The following is a 25,520-nucleotide window of genomic DNA, read 5'->3' on the forward strand; positions in this document are numbered from 1 at the left end:
AAAAAAATTCAAAACTCCTCGTACGTCTTTAAGATGCATTAAGGGGTCATTATGCTTATTGATTTACAGAGCATCTCTCCCCTTGCTCTGGTAAATCGCACATGATGTATCTTATCGACATACCCTATACAGCATATAGTCTACCACAAAAAAGACAATTATGTTCGATTATGTGTTATTTTCTTTTATATTTCATAGTTTTTTTGTTTTTTTAAAAAAGAGATTCTATATTATTACGATTCATTGTAGGCATTACTTCAGAATTGGCGCTATAATATTGTTCTGACTTAGCGTATTTTTTGTTGTTTATCTGGAAAAACTGTTTTCATAAATAACAAAAACATGGTAAGAAAACAAACACAATTTCATTTTTATGGAATTAACAAAAAATTTAAATCATATTAAGGAATCTAATGAAAATATATATTCTTCGCCACGGAACAACTGAATGGAACAACAAACGTCTGATACAAGGTCAGACCGATATCCCCCTGGATGAGTTCGGAATACTCATGGCAAAAGAAACAGGGAAAGGTTTGAATAAAAAAGGTATTAAATTCGACAGAGTTTACTCAAGCCCGCTTTCAAGAGCCTATGAAACTGCAAAAATAATTTTGGAAAGCTACACCCTCGAAAATACTATTCCTTCAATCATCACTGATGACCGCCTTAAAGAGCTTAGTTTTGGTTTTATGGATGGCGGAAATGTTATGGAAATGCAGGAGGACATGCATTGTCCTTTCAGATATTTCAAATCTGCACCGGATAAGTATGAAGAAGAAGTTATTGCCTGGAGAAAGAAGAATTTAAACTCTCCTAAGTCTTTTAGCGCTGTGGATTCTGACTCTCCTGAGCTTTTAAGTCATATGAGTTCCAGTGCCCCTGAGCTTCTAAGTCATGTAGATTCCGGCACCCCTAAACCTATTGGCCATGTGGATTCCAACGCCCCTGAGCTTCTAAGTGAGTTATGTAAAAGGGCTGGTGATTTTATGAATCAGGTAATTGAACCCCTTGCACTTTCCGCTGAAAACAGTTGCACCAACATCCTGATAAGTGTTCATGGTGCTCTGAGTAAGGCCCTGCTGATGTATATCCGTGGCGAATCTGATCTGGCAAAATTCTGGGGTGATGGTCTTCTTCCAAATTGCGGCATGGCAATTGTGGATTTATCATTTATGGATGATGCTCCTATCTACAATATCCTGGAAGAATCCATAGTATTCTATGATGATTCCATAAAGAATATGGCTCCCAAGCTTTTATAATTCTTATGAAATTTTGTTTATACCCTGATTACAACTTTTTCGAGTGTAATCAGGGTATTTGTTTGTACACCTTTGCCCTGATTTTAACAAATCTTCCTGCTTCCTGGGTAGTTATTGCAAGCCCTTACCCTGATTACAACAATTCTTCTAACTTTCAGGGTATTTGTTGCATCTCCATTACCCTGATTCCAACAATTCTTCTTATTTTCAGGGTACTTGCTGTAACTCCGTGCCCTGATTGCAACAATTCTTCTTATTTTCAGGGCATTTGTTGTACTTCCACTACCCTGATTGCAACAATTCTTCTTATTTTCAGGGCATTTGTTGTACTTCCACTACCCTGATTACAACAATTCTTCTAACTTTCAGGGTATTTGTCGTAATCAAACCTTTAAATCATTTTCCTCATGCCAACATAAAGCATAATAGACGTGAATTTTTAGAGACATAGTATTCCATAGACAAATAATTGACCAGAACATAAAACTTAACCAGCCCCCTACAAGCATAACCCTCAATAAACATATATCTAACAGCAAAAAACACCGTGAGTACGCTCTGCCAGCATTACTGCAAAAGATAATACTAAGCGCTCGTACTTCACGGTGTTATACAAAACCAGCGTCTCTATATAATTCCCTGCGCAACATAATTCCCTGCGCAATATAATTCCCTGCGCAACATAATTCCCTGCGCAATATAATTCCCTGCGCAACATAATTCCCTGCGCAACATAATTCCCTACGCTATACGGTTCCTCACTCTATATAATTTCCTAAATTATCTCAAAATTATCCTGGCAAAATTCATTTCATTCAAGCCTCAGTAAGCTTCACCTTAAAAGAAATCTGTCTGGGCGTCTCCATCTCATCAAACTGTACGAGGTAGCAGCCATCTACCGCGTCCACCTCAAGAATCGTTCCGATGCCAAGAATAGCATGCTGCACACGTAGTCCAGGCTCGAGGAGATTTACCTTCTCTGATCCTTTTAAGTGTCTCGAGTCGTTATCGATATATTTCCGCACGGCTGTCATCATGGAATCATCCGGTTTTTCTGTGAATTCAATATAATCAGGATCGATGTCCAAAATGAACCTGGAAGGGTATCGGGGTATTCCTTCAAAATTCATTCCGCCTGCCTCTGTAATGTAAAGCCGCTTCTTTGCTCTTGTCATGGCAACAAAAGCAAGTCTTCTCTCCTCCTCCATTCCCTCCAGGGTACGAATCTTGCGCGAAGGAAAAATACCCTCATTCATGCCACACAGGAATACATAAGGAAACTCCAGACCCTTGGCAGCATGGACTGTCATGAGGCGTACTTTATCCTCGCTCCCGGCGTCTGAGTCAGCATTTGTGAAAAGTGCCACATGCCTTAAGTAATCCTCAAGTCCGACCTCCTCACCGCAGGTTGTCTCATATTCGAAAACAGACTGCTTCAGTTCTGCAAGATTATCAAGCCTGTCCTGAGCCCCCTCAGTTCTGAGCATCTCTTCATATCCGCTTTCATTAAGGATTTTGGCCAAAACCTCAGAAACAGGAAGTCCTTCATAGCCGTCAGCAAACTTCTCTATGAGATCAACAAATCTCTTTGCCTTAGTCCCTTTCATAATTTCATTATCAAGGTTTTCACTGAGTGCCTTGTACAATGAGCAGCTGTTTTCCGCTGCATACTGCTCAAGAAAAGACATTCGTCTTTTTCCAAGATTCCTCTTTGGCACATTCGCAATGCGTCTAAAGGAAATATCATCACGATAAACAATCATCCTCAGATAACACAGCGCATCCTTGATTTCCATTCTGCCGAAAAACTGAACCCCGGAATAAATAGTATATGGAATCTTCTCCTTTAAAAGTCCCTCCTCAATAGTGCGGGTTACGTAATGTGCACGGTAAAGAATCGTCATATCGCGATACGGAATTCCCATTCCTTTCATGGCGAGAATCTCTCCCGTGATCCAGTCGGCTTCATCCGCAGTGTTTGGTGCAAGATGGCACAGCACACTATCTCCCGACGGCAGTGTAGGCACCAGTTCTTTTTTTATTCTCTGATTATTCTTATCAATCAGTGAATTGACCGCCTTGAGAATCTCCGGTGTTGAACGATAGTTGTCGTTCATCATGATAGTTTTTACATCAGGAAAATTCTTATCAAAATCCAGCAGGTACTTAACATTCGCACCTCGCCAGGTGTAGATTGTCTGATCAGGGTCACCCACTATGAAAAGATTTTTATGATAACCTGATAAAACCTCCATTAGTTCGTACTGAAGGCTGTCAATATCCTGGAACTCGTCTATCATTATGTACTCAAGCCGTTTTTGCCACTTGAGTCTGATGTCTTCGTTTTGTGAAAAAATGTAGAGAGAAAACTTTATGAGATCATTATAATCAAGTCCAAAGCACTTCTTTTCCTGGTAAAGGTAGCCATAAAAAAGGATGTCCTTAACATCTGTAGCCTTGTCGTATTTTTCCTTCAAGGTCTCAAGAGACATGGTAATCATATCGAGGTAGTACTCCGGCTCCTCGAAAATCTTGCGAATCTCAAACATATCCCGTGCCTTGCTAAAGGTCATGTCCCGAAGGGAGAGCCCTCTCTCCTCATAGATAATCTTAAGCATATCATCTATGTCTGAGTTATCGAGCACAAGGAAATTCTTGGGGTAGGAAACCGCGTGGGAATCCTCCTGCAGCACAGATACGCAGAATCCATGAAAAGTGTTGATATATCCGGTGTCATTATCGCCGGTCAGCCTATGGATTCGCTGCCTCATCTCATTCGCTGATTTATTGGTAAAAGTCACACAGAGTATATGCCCGGGCATGATTCCAAGTCCGTTTACAAGATAAGCAAAGCGGTGTGACAAGGCTCTTGTCTTACCGCTTCCTGCTCCTGCTATAACGCGCACATAGCCTTCTGTTGACGTTACTGCCTCACGCTGCGCTTTATTCAAACCTTCAAGAATATCCTGCATAACTGCTCCCTGTAGCATTTCATAGATTCTGTTTTTCATCAGAAAAACGGGAATCTGATACATAATCATTTAACAAAAAATGTACCAAACAAATGTTCTGAGAGCAAGACTTTTGTTAATCTATACCTCTCCGCTTTCCTACAGTTATAGCCTCCATCACATAACCACAGCAGGCAGGTATTTCTTATTTTCTTCCTCTATAACCTGCTTAATCCAGTCATTATCCATGATGTTTTCAGCGGCACCGGCGATAGAAGAATCGGCCGCAAAATTATCAAACTCCGCTGTTTTTTCAGCCAGAATTGCCATCATTTTTTCATCGACAGTATCCGGGCAAAGAAGATGATAAACAAGAACGTTTTTCACCTGTCCCATTCTGTAAACTCTTGAGAGTGCCTGGTTTGTGAGGGAAGGTTTTATCTGAGGTTCGCAAAAAATCACTATGCTTGCCGCCTGAATATTAAGCCCTACTCCGCCTGCCTGAATCTGGCATACGAGAACACTGCCATCCTCCGATTCCGAAAAGGCATCCACGATAGCCTGCCGGTTCTCCATCTTCGTCTCACCGCTTATTACGCCGGCACACCTTTCACCGAAAAGGCTGCTCACCTTTGCAACAGTATCTCTGAAAAATGAATAAATAACAACTTTTCGTCCTTCATCACGGGCTTCCTCGCAGAGCTCCAAAAGTCTTACGGCCTTGGACGACGTCTTCATATCCGTCTGTAAAAATGATACTCTCCGCATGTCTGCAAAGTTTCCACCCATAATTGCAGCAACGTAAGATGACTTGTCTTCATCACTCATGGCACACCATTCTTCACGTTCCTCAATAGGTGGAAGCTCTGTTAAAACCTGCTGCCTTGTACGTCTTAAATAAACAGGTGACAGTTTTTCCTTAAATTCAGGAAGACTGCTGATATGCGCAAGACTCTTTACCTCTTCTGTCATGTCGGGGCGCACAAAATCAATGAGATTGCACATTTCCTCAACCCTGTTTTCAAGCGGAGTTCCTGTCATCATAAGTATGCGACCGGACTCGTTATCAAGCCTTCTGATATACATGGTTCTCTTGGCGTCCGGATTTTTCATGTAGTGCGCCTCGTCCACCACCAGCATGGACAGGTGCATGTGGTTGTCTATTCCGTCGACGATTTTCCCCATGGATTCGTAGTTGGTTATAGCAACTCCGCCGCCATTTCGCCAGCCCAAAAAAGAATCATCAAGCCCGCTTCCATGAAGTATATATGTTTTGAGAGCACCACTCTCGCTCAGATCTCCTGTGAATTTCTTAATCTCCCTGGCCCAGTTAATGATCACGCTGGCAGGGCATATGATAAGAAAATGCGGTTTTTCCTCAATCGCGGCAATATGCGTCATCGCTGCAATCGCCTGGATTGTTTTACCAAGTCCCATCTCGTCTCCAAGAAGAACCTTTTCCTGATGGATTATATATTTTACGCCAAAGTTCTGATAGGCACGAAGATTCCCTGTAAATCCCGATAGGTTTAGCTCAACATTCTGAACCTCCGATGCTAGCCCCATGGGAATACTGTCATATAGAAAAGGTCTGTTGCCCGAGTCCGCTCCGAGATTTTCAAGAAGTGCATAAAAATCGGCACTGCTTTTCCTGAATTCAGGCAGTGCAACGTGCTGCGTGATGCGGATAGCTTCCTCATAACTGTCAAGATGACGCACCAGCTTCTCAAAGAACGGGCTGTAATAGAAGTTTGAAAGGGCATCAACAACCGCTAAGGTCGCCTGTTTTTTTGCTGAACCCGAAAAGAACCAGTGAACACCATTCCTGATGATCTTCTCACTACTGATTTTCATATAAAAATTCCTGAAGTTAGCAGAGTCTTCCCTGGCAGCTATTCTGGTGTGCTCACTTTTCATATACCGAAAAAGTTCGGTAATAAGCTCAGCATCACTCTCCTCAAGTCTTACCGACGCCCTCGCAGCAAGACTGTTGGCAAATTCTGTCACAATATTATGTATTGCTTCAAGCTGCTTCTCACCAATCCCATCAACCTTAAGGAGGTCAGCATCCGTTGCCATGGCTACATCCCCTAAGTTGTTATACCCTGCATCCATCAGAGCTGAAACTCTGATTCCGACCTTGGCTTTTTTAAATTCGTCAGTGGAAATACCGGCCAGCTTTTTTCTGGCATCTCCTGCAGTTTTCCGGGCACACAGATGCTTTATGTTGTTTTCCTGAATCTGCTTGTCTGCATACATACTTGCAAAGGCATTATCTATATCGCTCATTGTTTTTGTGAGCTTATTTAAATTGTTGAAATCAGGTTTACGCATATTTTTATAATCCTCTGTTTGCTGAGTCTTATTCTATTTTAACAACTGCACAAAACATTCGCCATACTCGTATGAATTACAATTATTTCAATTGCCTATAATTATATAGCTTATAGTATATGTATGACTTACATTTTCAGTTAAACTATCCCTATACCTTAAGGGAGACATGGTTCATGAGCGAAGATAACATTCTGATTGCTGCAAAACTTAAAGAACTTCGTAAAGCGCATGGATATACGCAGGATTTTGTAGCTGCAAATATCGATGTTAAACAGCCGACCTATCAGCAATATGAAAGCGGAAAACGCAAGCCCAGTACTACATCTCTGTATAAGCTTGCAAATTTTTACGGTCTCACCACTGATGAACTTCTTAAGTTATGCATCCCTCTCGATAATGAGATATACTTTGATGCACCTGAAACTACCATCAGAACTTTGGAGGAGGCTGAGCTTACATCCTATGGTTCCTCTGAAAAATTCAAAAAGTTCAGTGCATGGGAAATACAGATGCTCTTCTATTTTTCAAAATTAAGTGAGACTTCTCAAAAAGAACTTATCGAATATGCGAAATTCAAAATAGAACAGGAAAAGAAATGAAAAAAAAGACGCTGCCTTTGATTAAAAATCTTTGCAACGTCTTTTTATTTGCGATTTTTTGTGTTTCTGATATCATAGAACTCATTATGAATAACACACTCTCTTCAAGTATTAAAAGTGCATTATTGCTTTTTCTGGCATCTGTCGTATGGGGCGCAGCATTTGTTGCGCAATCAATAGCAGGTGGCAACGTCGGAACATTCACCTTTAATGGTATCCGTTTTCTAATCGGCGGTCTTTGCCTGCTTCCATTTGTAATAAAAAACAAGGGCATTTCTAACAGCCTTGATAATAATAGCCATATCTCTTACAGTATTCCAACTGATAAACTGATAGGTGGTACCATTTGCGGAATAGCGCTTTTTCTTGCATCTACTTTTCAGCAGTATGGTATTGAGCTTGGAGCTGACGCAGGTGAAGCCGGTTTTCTTACGGCATGCTACATCGTTCTTGTCCCTATCCTCGGAATATTTATAGGTCGCAAGTGCTCCGCTCTCGTATGGCCTGCTGTAGCAATCGCCCTGGTTGGCCTTTACCTTCTCTGCTTTCCATCCTGGGGACAGTGGCTTAGTATTTCAACTGCTGATCTTGCACTCCTTGGCTGCGCCTTCATGTTCTCTATTCAGATTCTCTGCGTTGACTACTACGCTCCAAAGATGAGTCCTGTAGCACTGGCATGCGTGCAGTTCTTTGTCAGCGGCTTTCTGTCACTGATCGCTGCATTCATTTTTGATTTTTATCCTGATCCTTCTGCATGGATACAGGCTCTATCCATCCCATCTTCATGGATTTCCATCCTCTATACAGGACTTTTTTCCTGCGGAGTCGGATATACACTTCAGGCCGTTGGGCAGCGAAACCTTAACCCAGCCATCGCTTCGCTCATCATGAGCCTTGAATCTGTTTTTTCAACTATATTCGGATGGCTGATTCTTCATCAGGTCATGACCGGACGCGAAGCACTTGGTTGTGCCTTCATCTTCGCAGCCGTAATAATCGCCCAACTACCGGTTCTAAAATAAAAACAGCCTCGAGGCGGTCGCCCCATGGGTATCAGAAATTTGGAGTTCTCGGACGAGGAGATGATTTTCAAAATTTAATAAAAATGGATGCCGATTGTCCCGAGTGACTACGAGATGAGGCATCCATTTTTTTATAATTTTAGAAAATCACGACGCAGACGTAAACCCAAATTTCTTATACCCATGGGGCAACTCGCCTCGGGGCTGATTTTTTACAGTATTTACTCCTCCACCAGTGTCTTTACCTTCTTGCCGTAAACTCTCTTGAAGAAGAATCCTGAAAGAATAAGTGAAGCAATCTCAGCAATGGGGAATGCCCACCATACCATGTTTACATCACCGGTCTGAGCAAGCAGCCAGGCTGCAGGAATCAGAACCACGAGCTGACGTCCTACAGAAACAACCAGTGAATATATACTCTCCGAAAAGGCCTGGAACACAGATCCCATTGCAATACAAATGCCGGCAATAGGGAAACTCAGGCTTATAATCCTAAGCGCAGGTTTTCCAATATTTATCATAGCAAGCGATGCGTTGAAAAGTCCAAGCAGCCTGTCAGGGAAAATCTGGAAGGTAATGGTTCCGATTATCATAATCGTAAAAGCAAGTCCCATTGAAAACTTAAGCGCTTCCTCAATTCTCTTTTTCTTTCTGGCTCCAAAATTATAAGCAAGCACAGGAATAAGACCGTTGTTAAGACCGAACACCGGCATGAAGAAAAAGCTCTGAAGCTTGAAATATACACCAAATACCGCTGTTGCAGTAGTTGAGAATGTAATCAGAATCAGATTCATTGCATAGGTCATGAGTGATCCGATCGACATCATCAAAATTGATGGTATACCTACGTAATAGATCTCCTTTACCACATCTGCTCTGGGACTAAAAATCAGGGAAGGTCTCAGATGAATGTCAGGGTTAAGACTCATATTACAGTAAAGACCTAGACATGATCCTACTATCTGTCCGATAACCGTCGCAAGTGCTGCACCTGCAACTCCCATCTTGGGAAGACCAAACATTCCAAAAATAAGAATGGGATCCATTACAATATTTATTATCGCTCCGGACATCTGCGAATACATACTGTACAGCGTACGTCCTGTGGACTGAAGCATTCTCTCGAAAGTCATCTGGCAGAAAAGTCCTATTGAGCAGCAGCAGATAATGCTAAGGTAAGACATTCCGTACTCAATGATCTTTTCATCATTTGTCTGTGTCATCAGGAACGGTCTGGCAACAAACAGTCCTATAAGCAGGAAAATAGCGTAATTTATGAAGGTAAGCATAAGCGTAGTATTCGCTGCCCTGTCTGCTCTGTCAAAATTCTTCTCACCCAGTGATCTTGAAAGCAGTGCATTCATACCGACTCCTGTACCTGAGCCAAGAGCGATCATAAGATTCTGCAACGGAAACGCAAGCGTAACCGCAGTAAGTGCGCCCTCATTGATCTGTGCAACGAAAATACTGTCCACCACATTGTAAAGTGCCTGCACCAGCATTGATGCCATCATAGGCAACGACATTGATACTATAAGCGGTTTTATCCGCATTGTTCCCATTCTGTTTTCAGTATAACCTGACATAAATAACCTCTCGTTCCTTATATTTCTTACATTCATGCAGTCAATGATAACTGCACATCTTTTTTACTCAGTAAAAAAGAATGCCCCATCACAGACATTCTTTTTCGCATGCTTAGTAATACTACTATAAACAAATAAATTAATCAATTTTGTGTAGTCGCAGCAGCATCATCCGAATTCAGATTATTCGGATCATAGGTACTTTTAATTCCTGCGGCTTTATTGAAAATCGTTGCCAGCGTTCTTCCGTCGTTAATATGAAGCTCGTGGCGATACCATCCGCCGGAAACCTTTACGAACAGAAAACCGTCACATCTAACACTTGTTTTCTTTGAGCGCCTTACAGATTTATCAAGGAAATTAGCAAGTTCGCTTCCGTTGTAAATATATGCAGCGGGAATATACCATCCGTTGTACTTTCTAATGAAAGTATATTTTCCGTAGGTAACGGTAACATTGCCATCCGCGTCTTTTCCCACAGTGATATTCATCTGGTCTTCCTTGATTGCTGTCTTGCCCTTTGGCGCAGCAGCAGCCGGTATGGAAACCAGTGAAATTACAAGCGCAAACATCAGTAGCGCAGCACTCAGTTTTTTAAATAAGTTCCTCATAATACTTACCCCACTTTTCTTCCCGTGACAATAACTATCCCCTTACAACTACTCCTTGTACGTCTTTCCCGATAAGCTTCATGAGCTTCTCTCTGGCTTCATCTCTGTTGTCAGCCTCAACCTCAACTCCAAAAGCGAACATCTTGACGCTTTCCATTTTTGCGTCATGTTCATCGAACTTCTCCTGCATAGCTGCAAGCGAATAATGTTGTCTCAGTTCTACAATATCCTTTGCAACAAAATCAGTGAGTTCTTTTTTCTCTTCATCCGACGGCGAATATTTTTCAATTATTCGCATGGTTGATGCAACATTGAGATAGTCAGTGGCTATATATTCCTCAAGACTTTTCCAGTGAAGACCTTCCTCATCGGGCAGCTGTGACAATCTGCTATCGATATAATCATCAAAGGATATACCCTGACTTTCAAGCCAATCCAGAGCGTACATTTTCCATACACTCTCGCGTTTATCGAATATCTCCTGATCATTCAGGGACTGCATTTTTCTGAAAAGCTCCTCGGCCACCGGAACAATATCTTCCTGGGCAGCCCTTTTTATATTAAATGCTCTTCCCGAATACTGCGAGCCATCCTTCACATTTTCAAGTGATAATGCAAAGGAGTTCTCATCAATGAGTGACATGGTTACCGCCAAATCGCCTAATCGGGCAACACAAATACTGCGGTTTTTAAGTATCGTGTCCCGCTGCTTACAAAATGCATGTATCATAAATTCAGGCTTAATGTAGGTAAACATGGTTTACATTTGTATCCACCTTTCAATACAATCGCTCATCATGATTATAGAATATTTTGCAAAATAAAAAACACATTTTATAAAAATTTCATTATAAAATCAGAGCGTGTTTATGTATTTCTGTATAGCGGAAGTCTCTTAAAGTCCTCAAGGCTGACAGGTCTTGAATAGTAATACCCCTGATACAGATCAACGGGATACTTGAAAAGCTTGTGCTCAGTATCTGCACTTTCAACACCGGTCGCACAAATATTCATATTCATGTTTGCCGCAAACCCTGTGATGGCCTCTGTCATGTATCTGCTCAGAGGGTTCTTACTTATATTCTCTGTTATCTCCGGTCCCAGCTTTATTATGTTAATTGGCAGGCTGGTTGCAAGATCGAGAGTTGTAAAATCCGAAACGTCAAGCGCTATCCTGATTCCACAGGACTTAAGGAATATTACCTGGCTCTTGAGGTAGTCAAAATTTATTTCCCTTGAAATATTGGAAAGCTCAATACATAAAGCAGTTCCCGGATATCTGTTATTTCTTAGCAGTTCCATTATTGTTGTACGGAACTCGCTTCGCTCAAGCTGCACATATGCAAGATTTATGCTCAGGTAAAAATTCGGATGAACCTTAAGTATCTCAAGCCCATCCTTCATGGCCTTATCAAGTATCCAGTTTCCAAGACTGTAGAATGTGCTGTCCTGCTCAAGCCAGGGAACAAATTCGCTTGGTGATACATCTCCATAGGGTTCCATTTTCCAGCGAAGAAGCACCTCTGCACCGCACAGCTTTCCGTCATTTTTGGATATTATAGGCTGATAGTTAAGATAAAATCCCCTGTAATGATTTATGACGCTCTCTCGCACTGCACCGACGAGCTCAATCGTGCTCTTATTGAATTCCAGTTCGTTATTATGAAAAATGATAAGATTTCCATGCTTCTCAGACTTGGAATGGGCAAGTGCATACTTGGCACTTGTATAGACCGCATGAACATCGATTCCCACTTCATCAACGACTATTACACCGCCGCCAAGCTCTGCAGATACTCTGTTCTGACCTATCTGCATGTTCTGCCTTACAAACTTTCTCATCTGCTGGTATAGCGCAGTCACTTCATCCAGATCCATTTTTACAGTACAAAGTCCAAGGATGGTTCCCTCTCCTCTGTACACATGCCCCTTTTCACCGGTCTCATTCTGAAGCCATTCTGCCATGAGTTTGAGCATTCTGTTTCCAAACATGTATCCGTAAAGTCTGTTTATATCACCAAAATCGATTACATTTACAAGGAGCAGAATATACTTCTCACGCTCCATCTCAAGGTGATGCATGTAATTAAACATCTCGTAATGATTGGCAAGACCGGTAATCGGATCTGTATTGTCCACAATACCCTTATTTGTAAGGGAGCAGGCATAAAAAGCGGCTTTGCCCGAATAGTCCTTAATAACAACTCCTCTGCAGGAGCAGGCGACATACTCACCATTCTTATTTCTGGCACGATATTCAAAGCTGGGATTTACGCGCTTTCCTTCAAAAGCTGTTTTCAGATGATCCCTGTAGGATTCCCTGTCCTCAGGATGAACGTGTACCTCCCACACCTGCGCTGCCTTATAGACATATTCTCCCGGCAGGCCAAAGTAGGTCACTGCGTTCTCCGACCACCTGGCCATATCGTTTTCTATATCATAAACATAGACATATCTGCTCTTGGATGTTACAGCAAATGTGTCGTAGATTTTTGCAATATTCTCATATGCCCCCTGGTTCTTTATCATACCTGTTCCTCCAACAGTTGAAGAGTTTATACTTCAAACCGTCCCCTGTAATACTATATTGTGATACAATGTTATAGTAATTATTCTAATATTATTTATATATTCTATCACATCGATAATAAAGTGGTAGTGCATATCCTTTCATCGTTTTTTAATGGGAAGTTTTCATTGCCACTTGGAAAATGGGGAAAACAATTATGTCTAAAATTTCTAATCCGGCCCAGAATGAAGCTTCTATTATGGCAAAAGGAAATCTTCAGTACAAGGAATACGGAAGACTCCTTTTATTTGGTATTCCGTGGCCCTTCAAGCACTATGAAATCTACGAAAATGAGCTAACCATTACCTCTGGGTTCCTCAGCATCAAAGAGGATGACTGCTTCATGTACAAGATCACAGACGTAGAGCTTTCAAGGTCGCTTTTCCAGCGTATGGCAGGCTTATCCACCATCACTCTCTTCACTTCTGATGTAACCGACAAGACAATAATCATGAAAAATATAAAGCACGGCCGTGAAATCAAGGATTTCATCAACCAGGAGTCCGAACGTGCCCGCCTTCGCCGTCGCACCGTCAACATGCAGAATATCGGCTTCGACAACGATGGCGACGGAAACATAGATGATATGTAATATGAAAGAGTACGAGCCAAGCGATACAGGCTGGCTAGTATGTATTCCAAAAAAATCCCCGAAAATGGCTGAACCAAAGCCATTTCCGGGGCGTATTATTTTTAGTTCAAATATGTTTCGTAGATTTCTACCTGGTCGTAGATGCAGCGCCAGGAGCTCCAGGCATTGGCGGATACACAGATGTAGTGACCACCGCTGTTAGATATTGAATAGCTTGCTGCACAGCAACCTGACTGATTTACAAAGCCTGTCTTTGCACACAGAACAGTTCCGTGAGTATCCTTATCCTCTATTCTTCTGAGGAACCAGTTGGATATTGTCATGCCCTCAGGATGCTGCTCCGTAGGACTTGTGGTGTATTTGTGTGCTGAAAGGATTTCCCTTGCAAGGTCATTTTCTACTGCTGCCTTCAAAATCATAGCCATATCAGTAAGTGTGCAGTAATGATTTTCATCATATATTCCAACACAGTTTGTAAAGTGTGCAGAATCTGAAAGACCAAGCTCCTCAAGCTTCTGGTTCATCAAATCAACAAAAGCTTCATGTGATCCGGCAACATAGGTTGCAAGACCGATTGCCGCATCAGCTCCTGACGGAAGAATTGTTCCGTACATGAGATCCCTTACTGTTACAGTTTCATCCACTTCAAAGCCTACGATGCTGCATTCATTTGAAAAAGAATAGTCTGTAATGTCCCTTGTTATGGTGAAGGTATCATCCAGATTCTCAACATGCTCTGCAGCGACTAAAATTGTAAGAATCTTAGTCATTGAAGCAGGGGAAATTCTTACATCCGAAGCCTTTTTAGCTATGACCTCTGCCTTATCCACATCAATAAGAATCGCATTTTCACTTATGACATCTTCACTTACTATTTCTGCTGTGGAACCTGTGGTTTCAACAGTATAACCACGGGCAAAGCTCTGAACCTCGGGAGATCTCTCATCGACCTCCTCAACCGGCTCCGGCTCAGGTTCTTCCTCAACTACCTCCTGCTGAGTCTCAACCGGAAGGTCTTCCTCCGGGATACTCTCGGCTATTGTTGATATATCTTCAGCCTCACTGCTTTCATCATTCTTTTTATGCAAAACCAAAAAAATTACAGCTATGGTGGTTATCAGTACAAGCGCGGCACATACACCGGCTATAACAAATCCCTTTATTTTTTTCTTTCTGGGTTTGCGACCTATATAATAGCTGTTGTCTAATGTTCTGTAACGTTTTTTTCCCAATACTCCTTACCTTGTAGAAAGAAAGATTTCCTCTCTTTCCGCATCCGCATCATCTGGATACGCCTTCCTATATTTTTCCATTAATGTTTTAGCCTGGGCAAAATTGCCTGCATGCTCATAAGCAGTTATCTCGTTCATAAGAAGTGCTCTGCTGTAGTCACTGTTCCCAAGCGCCAGACCAGCCTCAAAAGAAGTAACTGCTCCTTCATAGTCCCCCATATTTAACTGGCAGAGTCCAAGCTGATTGTAGATGTCCGGATGGTCCGAATCTTCAGCCAGGAATGTTTTATATACACTGATGGCATAGTTGAAGTCGCCCTGTTTTTCTCCTGTCTGCCCCAGAAGAAGCACCACAGGCGCCTTCTCCGTCTCTCTCTCATTTCTTGCAAGCTCAAGATAACTCTGTGCATCAGCATTGTTGCCAAGATAATATGAAATCTGTCCCTTTTCATAATTGGTCATGTTGGGGTCAGTATTATTCAGGCACGATTGCAATATCTCTTTTGCTTCCTCCTCATAACCGCTTGCGGATAATGCTTTGTAAATCATTATCCTGAGGTCATAATTCCTTGGAGAAAGGGTCATTGCCTTATTAAAATCCACTACTGCTCCGTCATGATCAGTACTATAAAGCTTGGTCAGACCTCTCATATAATAAGCGTCTTTATCTTTCTTTCTGAGAGCCAGGATCGCATCATATACTTTCTCGGCTTCATCATATTTTTCAAGCTTCATATATGTATCAGCCAGATAGAAATTAGTGTCAAAATCCATGTCCCCGGGTATTCCGCTTGTAGCAGCAAGAGATTTAAGAAAATCGTCTATTGCCTCATCGTACTGCCCAAGATTTCTGTTAAGAATTCCGCTGGCCCTGTATAGAAGTCTGTCATTCTCTCCTGCAGCCTTTGCCGCTTCGAAACACTCGGCAGCCTCCTCGTACTCATGACTATTTATATGAGCAAGCCCAAGATCAACATTTTTATGACTGGACATGCTTCCGCAACCAGTACCAATCAGCAGTGTTCCCAACAAAATTGTAAGTGCGGCTGATTTTTTCCTTGATACCGCCATTTTCACTCTCCCCACCTGTCGTAGCTTTTACTTTAAATACGCAATAATCTCTACTTCGCAAAGAACATCCTTGGGAAGCTTCTTAACTGCTACGCAGCTTCTTGCAGGCTTACTTGTAAAGTACTTCTCATAAACTGCGTTAAACTCAGCAAAATCAGACATTTCTGCAAGGAAGCAGGTTGTCTTTACTACATGGTCAAAATCTGTCTCTGCTGCCTTGAGAATTTCACCTATATTGCGGCAAACGAGATCTGCCTGTTCCTTAATATCATTTCCTTCTATATTTCCTGTTGCAGGATTTATCGGAATCTGTCCTGAAGCGTAGAGGAAATCCCCCGCCTTGATTGCCTGTGAATAAGGTCCTATTGCTGCCGGTGCCTTGTCTGTTGATACGTACTGCATTTTTTCATCCTCCTTCGTGTAAATCATCTTTCCCCCAAGGGGAAGGCTTTTTTATATTATCATTCAATTAGGGAAAATGTTAGTCTTGTTTATCAGAATCGAAAGCGGCCGTTACATAGAAACCGCGATCGTTTTCTTCAACCTTTAATACCACGCCCTTGCGCTCGCTCATTCTCTCCCTGAAGGGATAATTGGCTGACATAGCAAGTGACGGATCTATCGTATAATACACGTTACTGGGAAGTTCTCCCTCGGTAACAGTGATCTCGTCGCCTTCCTTTAAAAGTCCCGGGCGCTCCATCTTAAAAACCATCTCTCTGACCATATTTTTCCTTCTCCAGAGCACTTGTCAGTGTAATTATTTTTTATAATTCCAGGCAATATTGCTTAGATTATAATCTGCTATTTACTGAGGATTCTCCGCATTTTCAGCCTCTCTGCTCTCTATCTCCTGCTGGAGCAGCTGCTGTGTCTGTTCGAGATCCTTCTCTTTTACGAAAGCATGATTCTTTAAATAATCATACCATAATGAGTAGGACTTCGCTTTCAAATGAACATTATCAAATGACAAGTCCTGTCTCAACGCCCCGTTTTCATCATCGGTAGCTTCATTCATATCAATATAAAATACATGCTCGCCATCCGCTAATGTAGATAGCACCGCATTTCTGTCATTTATAGTAGAGTTCTTGAAAACTCTGTCGCTGCTGCTCTTAGAGTGAGTAACATGCATGATGCCCTGAATAATGATAATTGCATCAGGCTGCAGCTCTCTTATTTTATTAACCACCTCGCCATAGACTTCAGCATACTGTTCATGTGTACGGCTGCCAAGCTCATTGAGGCCAAGCATTATGTATATCTTAGCAAATTGTTTTCTTGAAAGTGCTTCCTCTACAGTTACCTTTTCTTTCGGAAGCTCTTCCTCCGGTATGTCTGTGCCCTCCTCAGTCTTTACAGGCACTACAACAAATTCTTTATCATCAAGTCCGAATATGGTGAGTGAGACCTTAGCATAGAAAGTACCATGTCCCTTAAGCTCTTCGCAGTACTCTGACAAGCCGACTGTCCTTGAATCTCCTATGAAAAGTGCATCATCGAAGTATGAATCGGGAACAGCGGTCATAACATAGTTGTCTTTTTCAGGTTCGGGTTCAGGTGCAGGCTCTTCTATATCACCTTCTGTCGCTTCAACATCGCCGCCTGACACTTCACCTGAAGGCTCGCCTTCTGCTATATCACTATCTGCATCTCCGTCTGAAACCGCAGTATCTGTAGGAGCATCAGCAACTTCACTTCCGGCATCTCCTGAAGATACCACTTCTTCTACGGCTTCTGAAGAGTTACCATCAGTCACTTCCTGCTCTGCATTAGTATTCTGCATCTCATCCGTGTTTTCAGAATTATCGGTAGTTTCATTATCTCCCGCAGCTCCGAATAAATTTTTGCGTACAAGTTCTATGAGATAAGGTTGCTGTCCCTCCGCTATACGACGAAGAGTCAGCGACATAATCGGTGCATCAAAAGAGTCATATTCAATTTCTTCATATGCGCTGTTTTGTCCAAGAGCGGAATCCACAGTAAATAATAGTGCTACTACCAGAATTCCCATGGACAAAATGTGCTGAAAAAATGTTTTCATACTCTGCCCTATTTATTGCTGTTTAAAAGTTAACATACATGAACGGATTACCGGCCTTAGTTGATACAATCGTTACGCATACCCAGAAAAGAATGAGCATCATAACCCTCATAGGCCAATCCTTCCTGCGCTTTACAATATTACTATATATCCCCGGAAAAAGGAGCATAAGGCCCGCAAGAAGAAAGCCCCAGTATGTCGATAACAATTTAGCAAAATCTCCGGGATTTACAGCTATTCCTGCTCCGTTAACAGGAAAAAGTCTTCCCATATAATTATACAGGTCTTCCTTAACAGGAAGTGCAAAAATCACCCAGGTTATAGGAATAATTATAAGCACATTTATTCTTCCGATAACAGCAAGAAGCTTTTCATTGGAAGACCATACAAATTTTTCCATAACTATCATAACAAGGAGAGCGCCTGCCCAAACTATGAAATTGAGCGTAACTCCGTGCCATAATCCTGTAAGTGCCCATACAACAAAAAGATTTCTTATGGTATTACTCTTGCTTTCCCTGCTTCCTCCCATAGGAAAATATACATAATCGCGAAACCATGATCCAAGGGTCATATGCCATCTTCTATAAAACTCACCAACCGTTTTGGAAGCATATGGGTGGTCAAAGTTTTTTATAAAAGGAAATCCCAGCATCACGCCAATGCCTGCTGCCATCAGGGAATATCCCCAGAAATCGAAATAAAGGTTAAGTGAGTAACAGACAACTCCTGCCCACGCCAAAGGAGTGGAAATACTCTCATATCCTATAGTTCCTATATCATTCCACATTGCTGCAAGATAATCTGCGAGCAGAGCCTTCATTGCAAAGCCCAGTGTGAAGAATACAAGTCCCTCCTCAATCTTATCGAGGTGAAGGTGAATTCTGTCCTTAAACACCAGAAATCTGTCCTCTGTTCCTGATAAGACCTTATTCTTTTCAAAATCGCAGTAGCGCATTATCGGTCCCGACATAAGCTGAGGGAACATGGAAAAATATGCAGCCACAGCAAAAATTCCGGGGCACTTTTTTATTTTGCCCTTATACAGATCAGCCTGATAGCTCACCATCTTGAATGTAAAAAAGCTGATTCCGAGTGGAAGTCCGGAAATTTTACCATACCCCGAAAGGAACTTGAAGGAAAGAAGCAGGATTACATCAGCCGCTATAATAAAAATCAAGGCGGGCTTACTGTGTGCCTGACATCTATATGAAAAAATGAGATTAACTATAACCGCAACTGCAAAAATGCCCATGCTCTTCGGATCCCCGAAAGCATAAAATGCAAGGCTGCCCACAAAGAGAACAAAAGGACGCAGCCTTGATGGCAATACATAATATGCAATAAGAAATATCGGAAGAAATCTAAAGATAAACGATAATTCCGAAAAATTTGTTATGTTTGGGTTAATTTGAGGCATTATTAATCTCTGCTAATTTTGTCTCGGCGGAGCTTGCGCTACCTGTATCCGAGAAATCATTAATCACCTGGTCATAAACGACCTTGGCGTTATCAGTGTCACCGCTTTCATAATAGGCATTTCCTAAATTATAAAGTGCGTCAACATTGGTGTTATCATACTGAAATGCCTTTGATAATGCTCTGATCGCTGTCTCGTAATCCTGATTGCGATAAGCATCATATCCGGTTGCATAACTTCTTTTTGAAAGCTCAGTTCCTACAAGCACCATAAATGAATTATAAAGATCTGTAAACTGAGTGGAAGCACCACCCTCTATATTGTTAAGATCGATGGCGTCCATCTTTTCCTGTACAGCATCCATGTCATCGGAATTATTAAGATAAATCGAAACTGCAGCCATAAGATCATTATCTGCTGATCCTGAGCTACCGTTTTCCTCATATGAGCTCATCTCACTCTTGAGAGACTCAAGCTCTGAATTAAGAGAAGCAATCTGCTGCTCATACTCTCCCATCTTTGCAGATTTTGAATCCGACTCCTCACTTATTGAAGCAATCTGCTCTCTGAAGCTGGCATTCATCGACTGAATTCTTGCAGGTAATATCAGATAATATGCAGCTGCAATTCCAAGAACTACGCCCAGAACAATGCCCCATATAGAGCCGCTTCTTGTAAATACATTTGATCTCACAGGCTGGATTATAGTCTCATTTCCACTTGTATATCTGACAACACCATTTTTCTTGTCGTTATTTTCATCACTGCTCTTGGCATCCTGAGGAAGCATCATAGCCTCAGCTTCCTTAAGGTATCTCTGTGCCATTACATTTCCGGTATCAAGCTTAAGACTCTTTTGTGCCTCTGTCTTAGCCTTGGCATAATTGCCGTTGTTCAGATATAAAAGTGCAAGCAAAAGATGCGCCCTTATAAATCCGGGATTCATTGACAGAACCTTCTTAAGCTGTATAACAGCCATGTCAAGTCTGTCCTGATGGCAGTGATTAAGCGCAATATTGAACTTTTTGATAGTCTGGTTAAAAGTCTCAAGACGTGAAGGATCATTTCTAACCAGATCCATATAATCATCTGCTGCATTTTCATCGGGCTTAAGGTTCTTACTAATAACCCATTCACTAAGTGCAGCAACAACCTCTCCACATTCATAATAGACCAGTCCTAAAAGGTTTCTGGCCTGAATATTACTCTTATTAAGTTTCAAACTCTGGTGTAGCGATTCTATAGCTCCCGAAAGGTCTCTAACCTCGGCACGTTCCAACCCCTCATTGTAATAACGGTTGGAAAGCGAAATTATTCGTTTATAAACCTTAACCGCAGCACCACAATTCGGACAGTATTCGCGCTCAGTGAGCTCTGCCCCACATTGATAACATTTCATAATAGAAGTTTGTCCTCTCTATCCTTAGCTATAGATTAGATTACTGACGCGGACGTGTCTGACGTCCCATCTCCTCAGCCTTTGCATCCTTAAACAGGCCTACAAGTACATCGGCCATATCATCGAGATCCTGGTTATAGATTATCTCCTCAGCGTCCTCTATCTCAAGGCTGGGACGAAACTTCTTAAGTTCATTCTCAAAATTAATCATTGTAAAGCTCCAACTTTAACTCATAAGAAACCACAAATTATCAGTGACCGGGCATTATTCCCAGTGATTCTCTAACCTGCCCAACCAGGTACAATGAGCCTGCTGCAAATACAACATCTCCGGCTCCTCTGTCAGTAATAATGTCCATAAGAGCATCTCTGACACTAGTGTAATAAGAGAATCTGATATCAGGTTTATCTTTAAAATGACGCATCTCCGATTCAAAAGCCGCACGCAGCTGAGATTCGGAAACCGATCTTCCTGTCTCAAGGACAGATACACAAATTCTGTCAAACAATCTGCTCTCAAGAATCTGTCTGATCATCAGATGGTACTGTTTGTCTGCAACTGCTCCAAACAAGAGTATTCTTTTCTTATCACAGGGCACATTACCCGCACAGTCAAGAAAAGCCTCCATACCATCGACATTATGAGCACCATCGACATAAATTCCGGGAAGAATCAGTTCCATTCTTCCGCCCCACTTAGCCTTCCTAAGGCCATAGCTTATGTCATCATCGGTTATATTCACTCCAATGTCCCTGAGGGCTCTGGTGCACATTATCGCAATTGCGGCATTCTCTGTTTGAAATTTGGCAATAGATTGCAAACGAAGACCGCAATATTTATCATACTGAGATTCATAGGAAAAATCAATGCAAATATTCCCTGCATCGTCAGGAGTGGTATTTATCTCTGTAACAAATTCAGGTTCAACCCTATATACCCTGGCTGAAAGCTCATCCGCTCTTTTTTCTATAACATCAGTACTCATATCACGTCTGTTATAAACTACGACCGGTGTATCTTTGCGAATGATTCCCGCTTTTTCACCGGCTATCTCGGAAATAGTATTTCCAAGGTACTGCATATGATCAAGACCTATCTCTGTTATAACATCAAGGACAGGCGCATGAACACTGTTTGTAGCATCAAGTCTTCCTCCAAGTCCTGTCTCAAGAACAAGGTAATCCACGGGATACTTCTCATAAAGAAGCATCGCCATAAAAAACAGAAACTCGAAATAAGTAGGAAAATACTTTTCTGCTTCGTAATCCCTTATTTTTTTTATAAGATCTGCAAATATCTCACAGAAAATCGAATCCTCAATGGGCATTCCGTTTATGCAGAATCTCTCCGTAACTTTTACAAGGTGCGGCGAGGTAAACATTCCAACCTTAAAACCTGCCTGCCTTAAAATCTCAGACAGGTAATTGCACACAGATCCTTTACCGTTTGTACCGGCAACATGGATAATGTGCATCTTAAGATCGGGACTTCCTATATATTCAAGGAATTTACGTGTATCCTCAACCGAATGCTTTTCAGTGAAGGCCGGAATCTGATCCACAAAGCGATCACATTCATAAAATCCAAGCCTTTCTCCATTATCAAGACGCTCAAGCATATCGGAGGCATATTTTGTAAAATCTTCACTCATAGTTCTATCGTCACTTTTTAAGCTGCGCAAGTCTTTCCTCTACCTGCGCAAAGGTCTGCTCGTACTTCTTCTGCTTTTCTTTTTCTTCCTCAATCTTCTCAGCAGGAGCTTTTGAAAGGAACTTCTCGTTTGAAAGCATGCTCTGTGATCTCTTGAGCTCGCCTTCAAGACGCTTTTTCTCCTTTTCAAGTCTCTCTATCTCTGCTGAAATATCAACAAGATCAGAGAAAGGAATATAAATAGTAGCTTCCGCAAGAACTACAGACACAGCATCTTCAGCAATTCCTGATTTATCCTTCTGGAAAACAGATTCCGAAGCGCTTGCAAGTGTCTCAAAGAACAATTTACCTGTGCGGAAAATATCAAGGACTTCGTCTTTTTCTGATACTACATAGACAAGTGCCTTACGTGAGGGAGCAACATTCATCTGTGTACGGATGTTACGGATGCCCCTTACTGCTTCCTTGATTGTCTCAATAGCCTTTTCATCTGAAGCGTAATTCCACTCTTCCTTATACTCAGGCCACTTGGAGATCATGATTGACTCCTCTTCGTCCTGAAGTGTGCAGAATATTTCCTCTGTAACGAAAGGCATATAAGGATGAAGAAGCTTAAGTCCGTTGATAAGAACTGTCTGAAGTGTCCAAAGAACTGCCTCATGTGACTTCTTATCATCTGAATTATAAAGACGGGGTTTAACCATCTCTATGTACCAGTCACAGAATTCATCCCAGATAAAGTCATAAACCTTCTGAACTGCGATTCCAAGCTCATACTTATCCATATTCTCTGTTACTTCACGGATAGTATTGTTAAGTCTTGAAAGAATCCAGTGATCTACAGGCTCAAGTCCCTCAGGTGCAGGCTGGTTTATAGCACTCTTCTCATCCTCACCCATGTTCATCATGATGAAACGTGATGCATTCCATACCTTGTTGGCAAAGTTACGGCTATTCTCAACACGCTCGTTATAGAAACGCATATCATTTCCGGGTGCATTACCTGTAATAAGTGTAAGTCTGAGGGCATCTGCGCCGTAGTTATCAATAATATCAAGCGGGTCAATTCCGTTACCAAGAGATTTACTCATCTTTCTACCCTGAGAATCTCTTACAAGACCATGGAACAGAACTGTATGGAAAGGATATGTTCCCATGTTCTCGTAGCTGGAGAATATCATTCTGATAACCCAGAAGAAAATGATGTCATATCCTGTTACAAGCACATCTGTAGGGAAGAAGTACTTAAGCTCCTTCGTATCGTGCGGCCATCCGAGTGTCTCAAACGGCCAAAGTGCTGATGAGAACCATGTATCAAGTGTATCGGGATCCTGTGTCAGGTGATCATGTCCACACTTAGGACATACAGTAGGAGCCTCTTTGGATACAACAACTTCTCCGCACTTGTCGCAATAATAAGCAGGAATTCTATGTCCCCACCAGAGCTGTCTTGAAATACACCAGTCACGGATATTGTCTGTCCAGTTGTAATAAGTCTTATCCATTCTCGGAGGAATAAGCTTGATCTCACCTTCCTTAACTGCCTTAACAGCAGGCTTAATAAGCTCATTCATCTTAACAAACCACTGTGCCTTGATCATAGGCTCTACAGTAGTATGGCATCTGTCGTGGGTACCAACGTTATGAGAATAGTCCTCGATTTCTACAAGAAGTCCCATCTCATCAAGTTCTTTTACAATGGCATCTCTTGCAGCATATCTGTCCATACCCTCGAATTTGCCACCATTAGCATTGATGGTTGCATCATCATTGAGGATGTTTATTTCTTCAAGATTGTGTCTCTTACCTACTTCGAAGTCGTTAGGGTCATGGCCGGGAGTGATCTTAACTACACCTGTACCAAATTCCATGTCTACATAGGAATCCTCTACAATAGGAAGTTCCCTGTTTACAATAGGAAGAAGAACCTTCTTACCCTTGAAGCTCTTATATCTGTCATCATCGGGATTAACGGCAACTGCTGTATCTCCGAGCATTGTCTCGGGACGTGTTGTTGCAAACTCGATGAACTCAGTCTTACTTACTGTTCCGTCCTCATCAATTACCGGATACTTGATGTGCCATAAGTGACCAGCCTGCTCCTCGTACTCAACCTCAGCGTCTGAAATTGATGTCTTACATACAGGGCACCAGTTTACGATACGACTTCCTTTATATATGTAGCCTTTCTCATGCATCTTGCAAAAGACCTCTGTAACAGCTTCGTTACAGCCCTCGTCCATTGTAAAACGCTCTCTGTCCCAATCGCAGGAAGATCCGAGTTTCTTCAGCTGCTGGATAATGGTTCCGCCGTATTCCTTTTTCCACTCCCAGGCTCTCTCAAGGAACTTCTCACGTCCAAGATCTCTCTTATCAATTCCCTCTGCCTTGAGAGTATCAATAATCTTAACCTCGGTAGCAATAGAAGCATGGTCAGTTCCGGGCTGCCAAAGTGCATTGTAGCCCTGCATTCTCTTATAACGAATAAGTATATCCTGCATAGTATTATCAAGAGCATGTCCCATGTGGAGCTTACCCGTGATATTCGGAGGGGGAATTACGATAGTGAAAGGTTTCTTAGTCTCATCCACCTCTGCATGAAAATACTTGTTATCTTCCCATTTCTTGTAAAGTCGATCCTCTATTCCTTTGGGATCATAGGTCTTTTCTAATTCTTTTCTCATAAATAATGTCCTCTATTTATATTTACACATATATTATCATATGATATTTCAATCGCAGTGTACTTGTCAATTCTTACGGCACTTCTCCCATGAAAAAAGTATCTCTTTTCCGATGTCTGCACATGTTACAAAACGCTCGTGACACTTGTGTCACCTAGCGCTTTAGGTTTACATAGTTTTATTGACTGTGATAGTATCAAGTTGAAATTTCGATTATCTGTGGATTAATATCGTAAACCATCAAATATTGCCATTTTATGCGCATCTGAGAAATACGGTTTTCTGAATATCCCCAATTTCCACAGAGTTATCCACATGTACACATGTGTCATTTTCCTAAAATTACCACCTTGAATTGTCTAGAAATCGCTATTATTTATCTAATAATTCGAATTGTTTGTAAAAATGTTTGGTTAACATAATTATGTTTATATAATATATTATGTTAACCTCATCGTATTTTTACATGTAAAACACCGCTTTTGTT

At 41.7% G+C, this 25,520-nt stretch carries 20 protein-coding genes; 4 read left to right on the plus strand and 16 right to left on the minus strand.

Annotation, left to right across the window (positions count from 1 at the left end; translation table 11 throughout):
* The first annotated feature begins 413 nt into the window (after window positions 1-413).
* The gene (locus tag G602_RS0121365) at window positions 414-1,265 is read left to right on the plus strand and encodes a histidine phosphatase family protein (protein WP_026660849.1); all 852 of its coding nucleotides are present in this window, start codon (window positions 414-416) and stop codon (window positions 1,263-1,265) included.
* Window positions 1,266-2,080: 815 nt separating this feature from the next.
* On the opposite strand, the gene G602_RS0121370 is transcribed toward G602_RS0121365, so the two are convergent.
* Both G602_RS0121370 and G602_RS27900 read right to left on the minus strand, forming a co-directional pair.
* Entirely contained in the window at window positions 2,081-4,276 is a 2,196-nt protein-coding gene (locus G602_RS0121370) for an ATP-dependent helicase (RefSeq protein WP_330369239.1), read from the minus strand.
* Window positions 4,277-4,393: 117 nt separating this feature from the next.
* A complete protein-coding gene (locus tag G602_RS27900; protein WP_049945391.1) occupies window positions 4,394-6,550 on the minus strand; it encodes a DEAD/DEAH box helicase in 2,157 nt (718 codons plus the stop codon).
* A gap of 176 nt (window positions 6,551-6,726) precedes the next feature.
* Here G602_RS27900 and G602_RS29465 point away from each other — a divergent pair, with 176 nt between their 5' ends.
* Window positions 6,727-7,152, plus strand: a complete 426-nt coding sequence (locus tag G602_RS29465) for a helix-turn-helix domain-containing protein (protein WP_049945392.1) — start codon at window positions 6,727-6,729, stop codon at window positions 7,150-7,152.
* Window positions 7,149-8,174 carry a DMT family transporter gene (locus tag G602_RS0121385; protein WP_330369240.1) on the plus strand — a complete coding sequence of 342 codons (1,026 nt, stop codon included), beginning with the start codon at window positions 7,149-7,151 and terminating at the stop codon, window positions 8,172-8,174. The genes G602_RS29465 and G602_RS0121385 overlap by 4 nt, the downstream gene beginning before the upstream one ends.
* 221 nt (window positions 8,175-8,395) lie before the next feature.
* Here G602_RS0121385 and G602_RS0121390 read toward each other — a convergent pair whose 3' ends face one another.
* From G602_RS0121390 to G602_RS0121405, 4 genes are all read right to left on the minus strand, one after another.
* Window positions 8,396-9,760 (minus strand): MATE family efflux transporter, encoded by a 1,365-nt coding sequence (locus G602_RS0121390; protein WP_044933080.1) that lies wholly within the window; start codon window positions 9,758-9,760, stop codon window positions 8,396-8,398.
* A gap of 143 nt (window positions 9,761-9,903) precedes the next feature.
* Window positions 9,904-10,371: a hypothetical protein gene (locus G602_RS0121395; RefSeq protein ID WP_155830015.1), complete on the minus strand. Its 468-nt coding sequence runs from the start codon at window positions 10,369-10,371 to the stop codon at window positions 9,904-9,906.
* 34 nt (window positions 10,372-10,405) lie between these two features.
* Window positions 10,406-11,014, minus strand: coding sequence for a hypothetical protein (locus G602_RS0121400; RefSeq protein ID WP_026660854.1), 609 nt, complete (start codon window positions 11,012-11,014; stop codon window positions 10,406-10,408).
* 224 nt (window positions 11,015-11,238) lie between these two features.
* Window positions 11,239-12,900, minus strand: a complete 1,662-nt coding sequence (locus G602_RS0121405) for a sensor domain-containing phosphodiesterase (RefSeq protein ID WP_026660856.1) — start codon at window positions 12,898-12,900, stop codon at window positions 11,239-11,241.
* Between the two features lie 197 nt (window positions 12,901-13,097).
* Here G602_RS0121405 and G602_RS0121410 point away from each other — a divergent pair, with 197 nt between their 5' ends.
* On the plus strand, window positions 13,098-13,532 hold the full coding sequence (locus G602_RS0121410) for a PH domain-containing protein (RefSeq protein ID WP_026660857.1): 435 nt from the start codon (window positions 13,098-13,100) through the stop codon (window positions 13,530-13,532).
* Between the two features lie 101 nt (window positions 13,533-13,633).
* Here the strand turns inward: G602_RS0121410 and G602_RS0121415 are convergent, their stop codons facing one another.
* The 10 genes from G602_RS0121415 to G602_RS0121460 form a co-directional block, all read right to left on the minus strand.
* Window positions 13,634-14,764: a D-alanyl-D-alanine carboxypeptidase family protein gene (locus tag G602_RS0121415; RefSeq protein WP_049945393.1), complete on the minus strand. Its 1,131-nt coding sequence runs from the start codon at window positions 14,762-14,764 to the stop codon at window positions 13,634-13,636.
* A gap of 6 nt (window positions 14,765-14,770) precedes the next feature.
* Window positions 14,771-15,835, minus strand: a complete 1,065-nt coding sequence (locus G602_RS0121420; RefSeq protein WP_026660859.1) for a tetratricopeptide repeat protein — start codon at window positions 15,833-15,835, stop codon at window positions 14,771-14,773.
* A 27-nt stretch (window positions 15,836-15,862) separates the two neighbouring features.
* Window positions 15,863-16,237, minus strand: coding sequence for a RidA family protein (locus G602_RS0121425; protein WP_026660860.1), 375 nt, complete (start codon window positions 16,235-16,237; stop codon window positions 15,863-15,865).
* 79 nt (window positions 16,238-16,316) lie between these two features.
* On the minus strand, window positions 16,317-16,562 hold the full coding sequence (locus tag G602_RS0121430) for a hypothetical protein (RefSeq protein WP_026660861.1): 246 nt from the start codon (window positions 16,560-16,562) through the stop codon (window positions 16,317-16,319).
* A gap of 81 nt (window positions 16,563-16,643) precedes the next feature.
* Complete coding sequence (locus tag G602_RS29470; RefSeq protein ID WP_049945394.1) at window positions 16,644-17,879, minus strand: GDSL-type esterase/lipase family protein; 1,236 nt, start codon at window positions 17,877-17,879, stop codon at window positions 16,644-16,646.
* Between the two features lie 22 nt (window positions 17,880-17,901).
* On the minus strand, window positions 17,902-19,299 hold the full coding sequence (locus tag G602_RS0121440) for an MBOAT family O-acyltransferase (protein WP_044933083.1): 1,398 nt from the start codon (window positions 19,297-19,299) through the stop codon (window positions 17,902-17,904).
* Window positions 19,286-20,698 carry a tetratricopeptide repeat protein gene (locus G602_RS0121445; protein WP_026660863.1) on the minus strand — a complete coding sequence of 471 codons (1,413 nt, stop codon included), beginning with the start codon at window positions 20,696-20,698 and terminating at the stop codon, window positions 19,286-19,288. Before G602_RS0121445 ends, G602_RS0121440 begins: the two co-directional genes overlap by 14 nt.
* Before the next feature lie 40 nt (window positions 20,699-20,738).
* Complete coding sequence (locus G602_RS31160; RefSeq protein WP_035786222.1) at window positions 20,739-20,909, minus strand: hypothetical protein; 171 nt, start codon at window positions 20,907-20,909, stop codon at window positions 20,739-20,741.
* 40 nt (window positions 20,910-20,949) lie between these two features.
* A complete protein-coding gene (locus G602_RS0121455; RefSeq protein WP_155830017.1) occupies window positions 20,950-22,350 on the minus strand; it encodes a bifunctional folylpolyglutamate synthase/dihydrofolate synthase in 1,401 nt (466 codons plus the stop codon).
* A gap of 10 nt (window positions 22,351-22,360) precedes the next feature.
* Window positions 22,361-25,033: a valine--tRNA ligase gene (locus tag G602_RS0121460; protein ID WP_026660866.1), complete on the minus strand. Its 2,673-nt coding sequence runs from the start codon at window positions 25,031-25,033 to the stop codon at window positions 22,361-22,363.
* Window positions 25,034-25,520: the final 487 nt, after the last annotated feature.

The organism is Butyrivibrio sp. AC2005 (assembly GCF_000424145.1).
Taxonomy (GTDB): Bacteria; Bacillota; Clostridia; order Lachnospirales; family Lachnospiraceae; genus Butyrivibrio.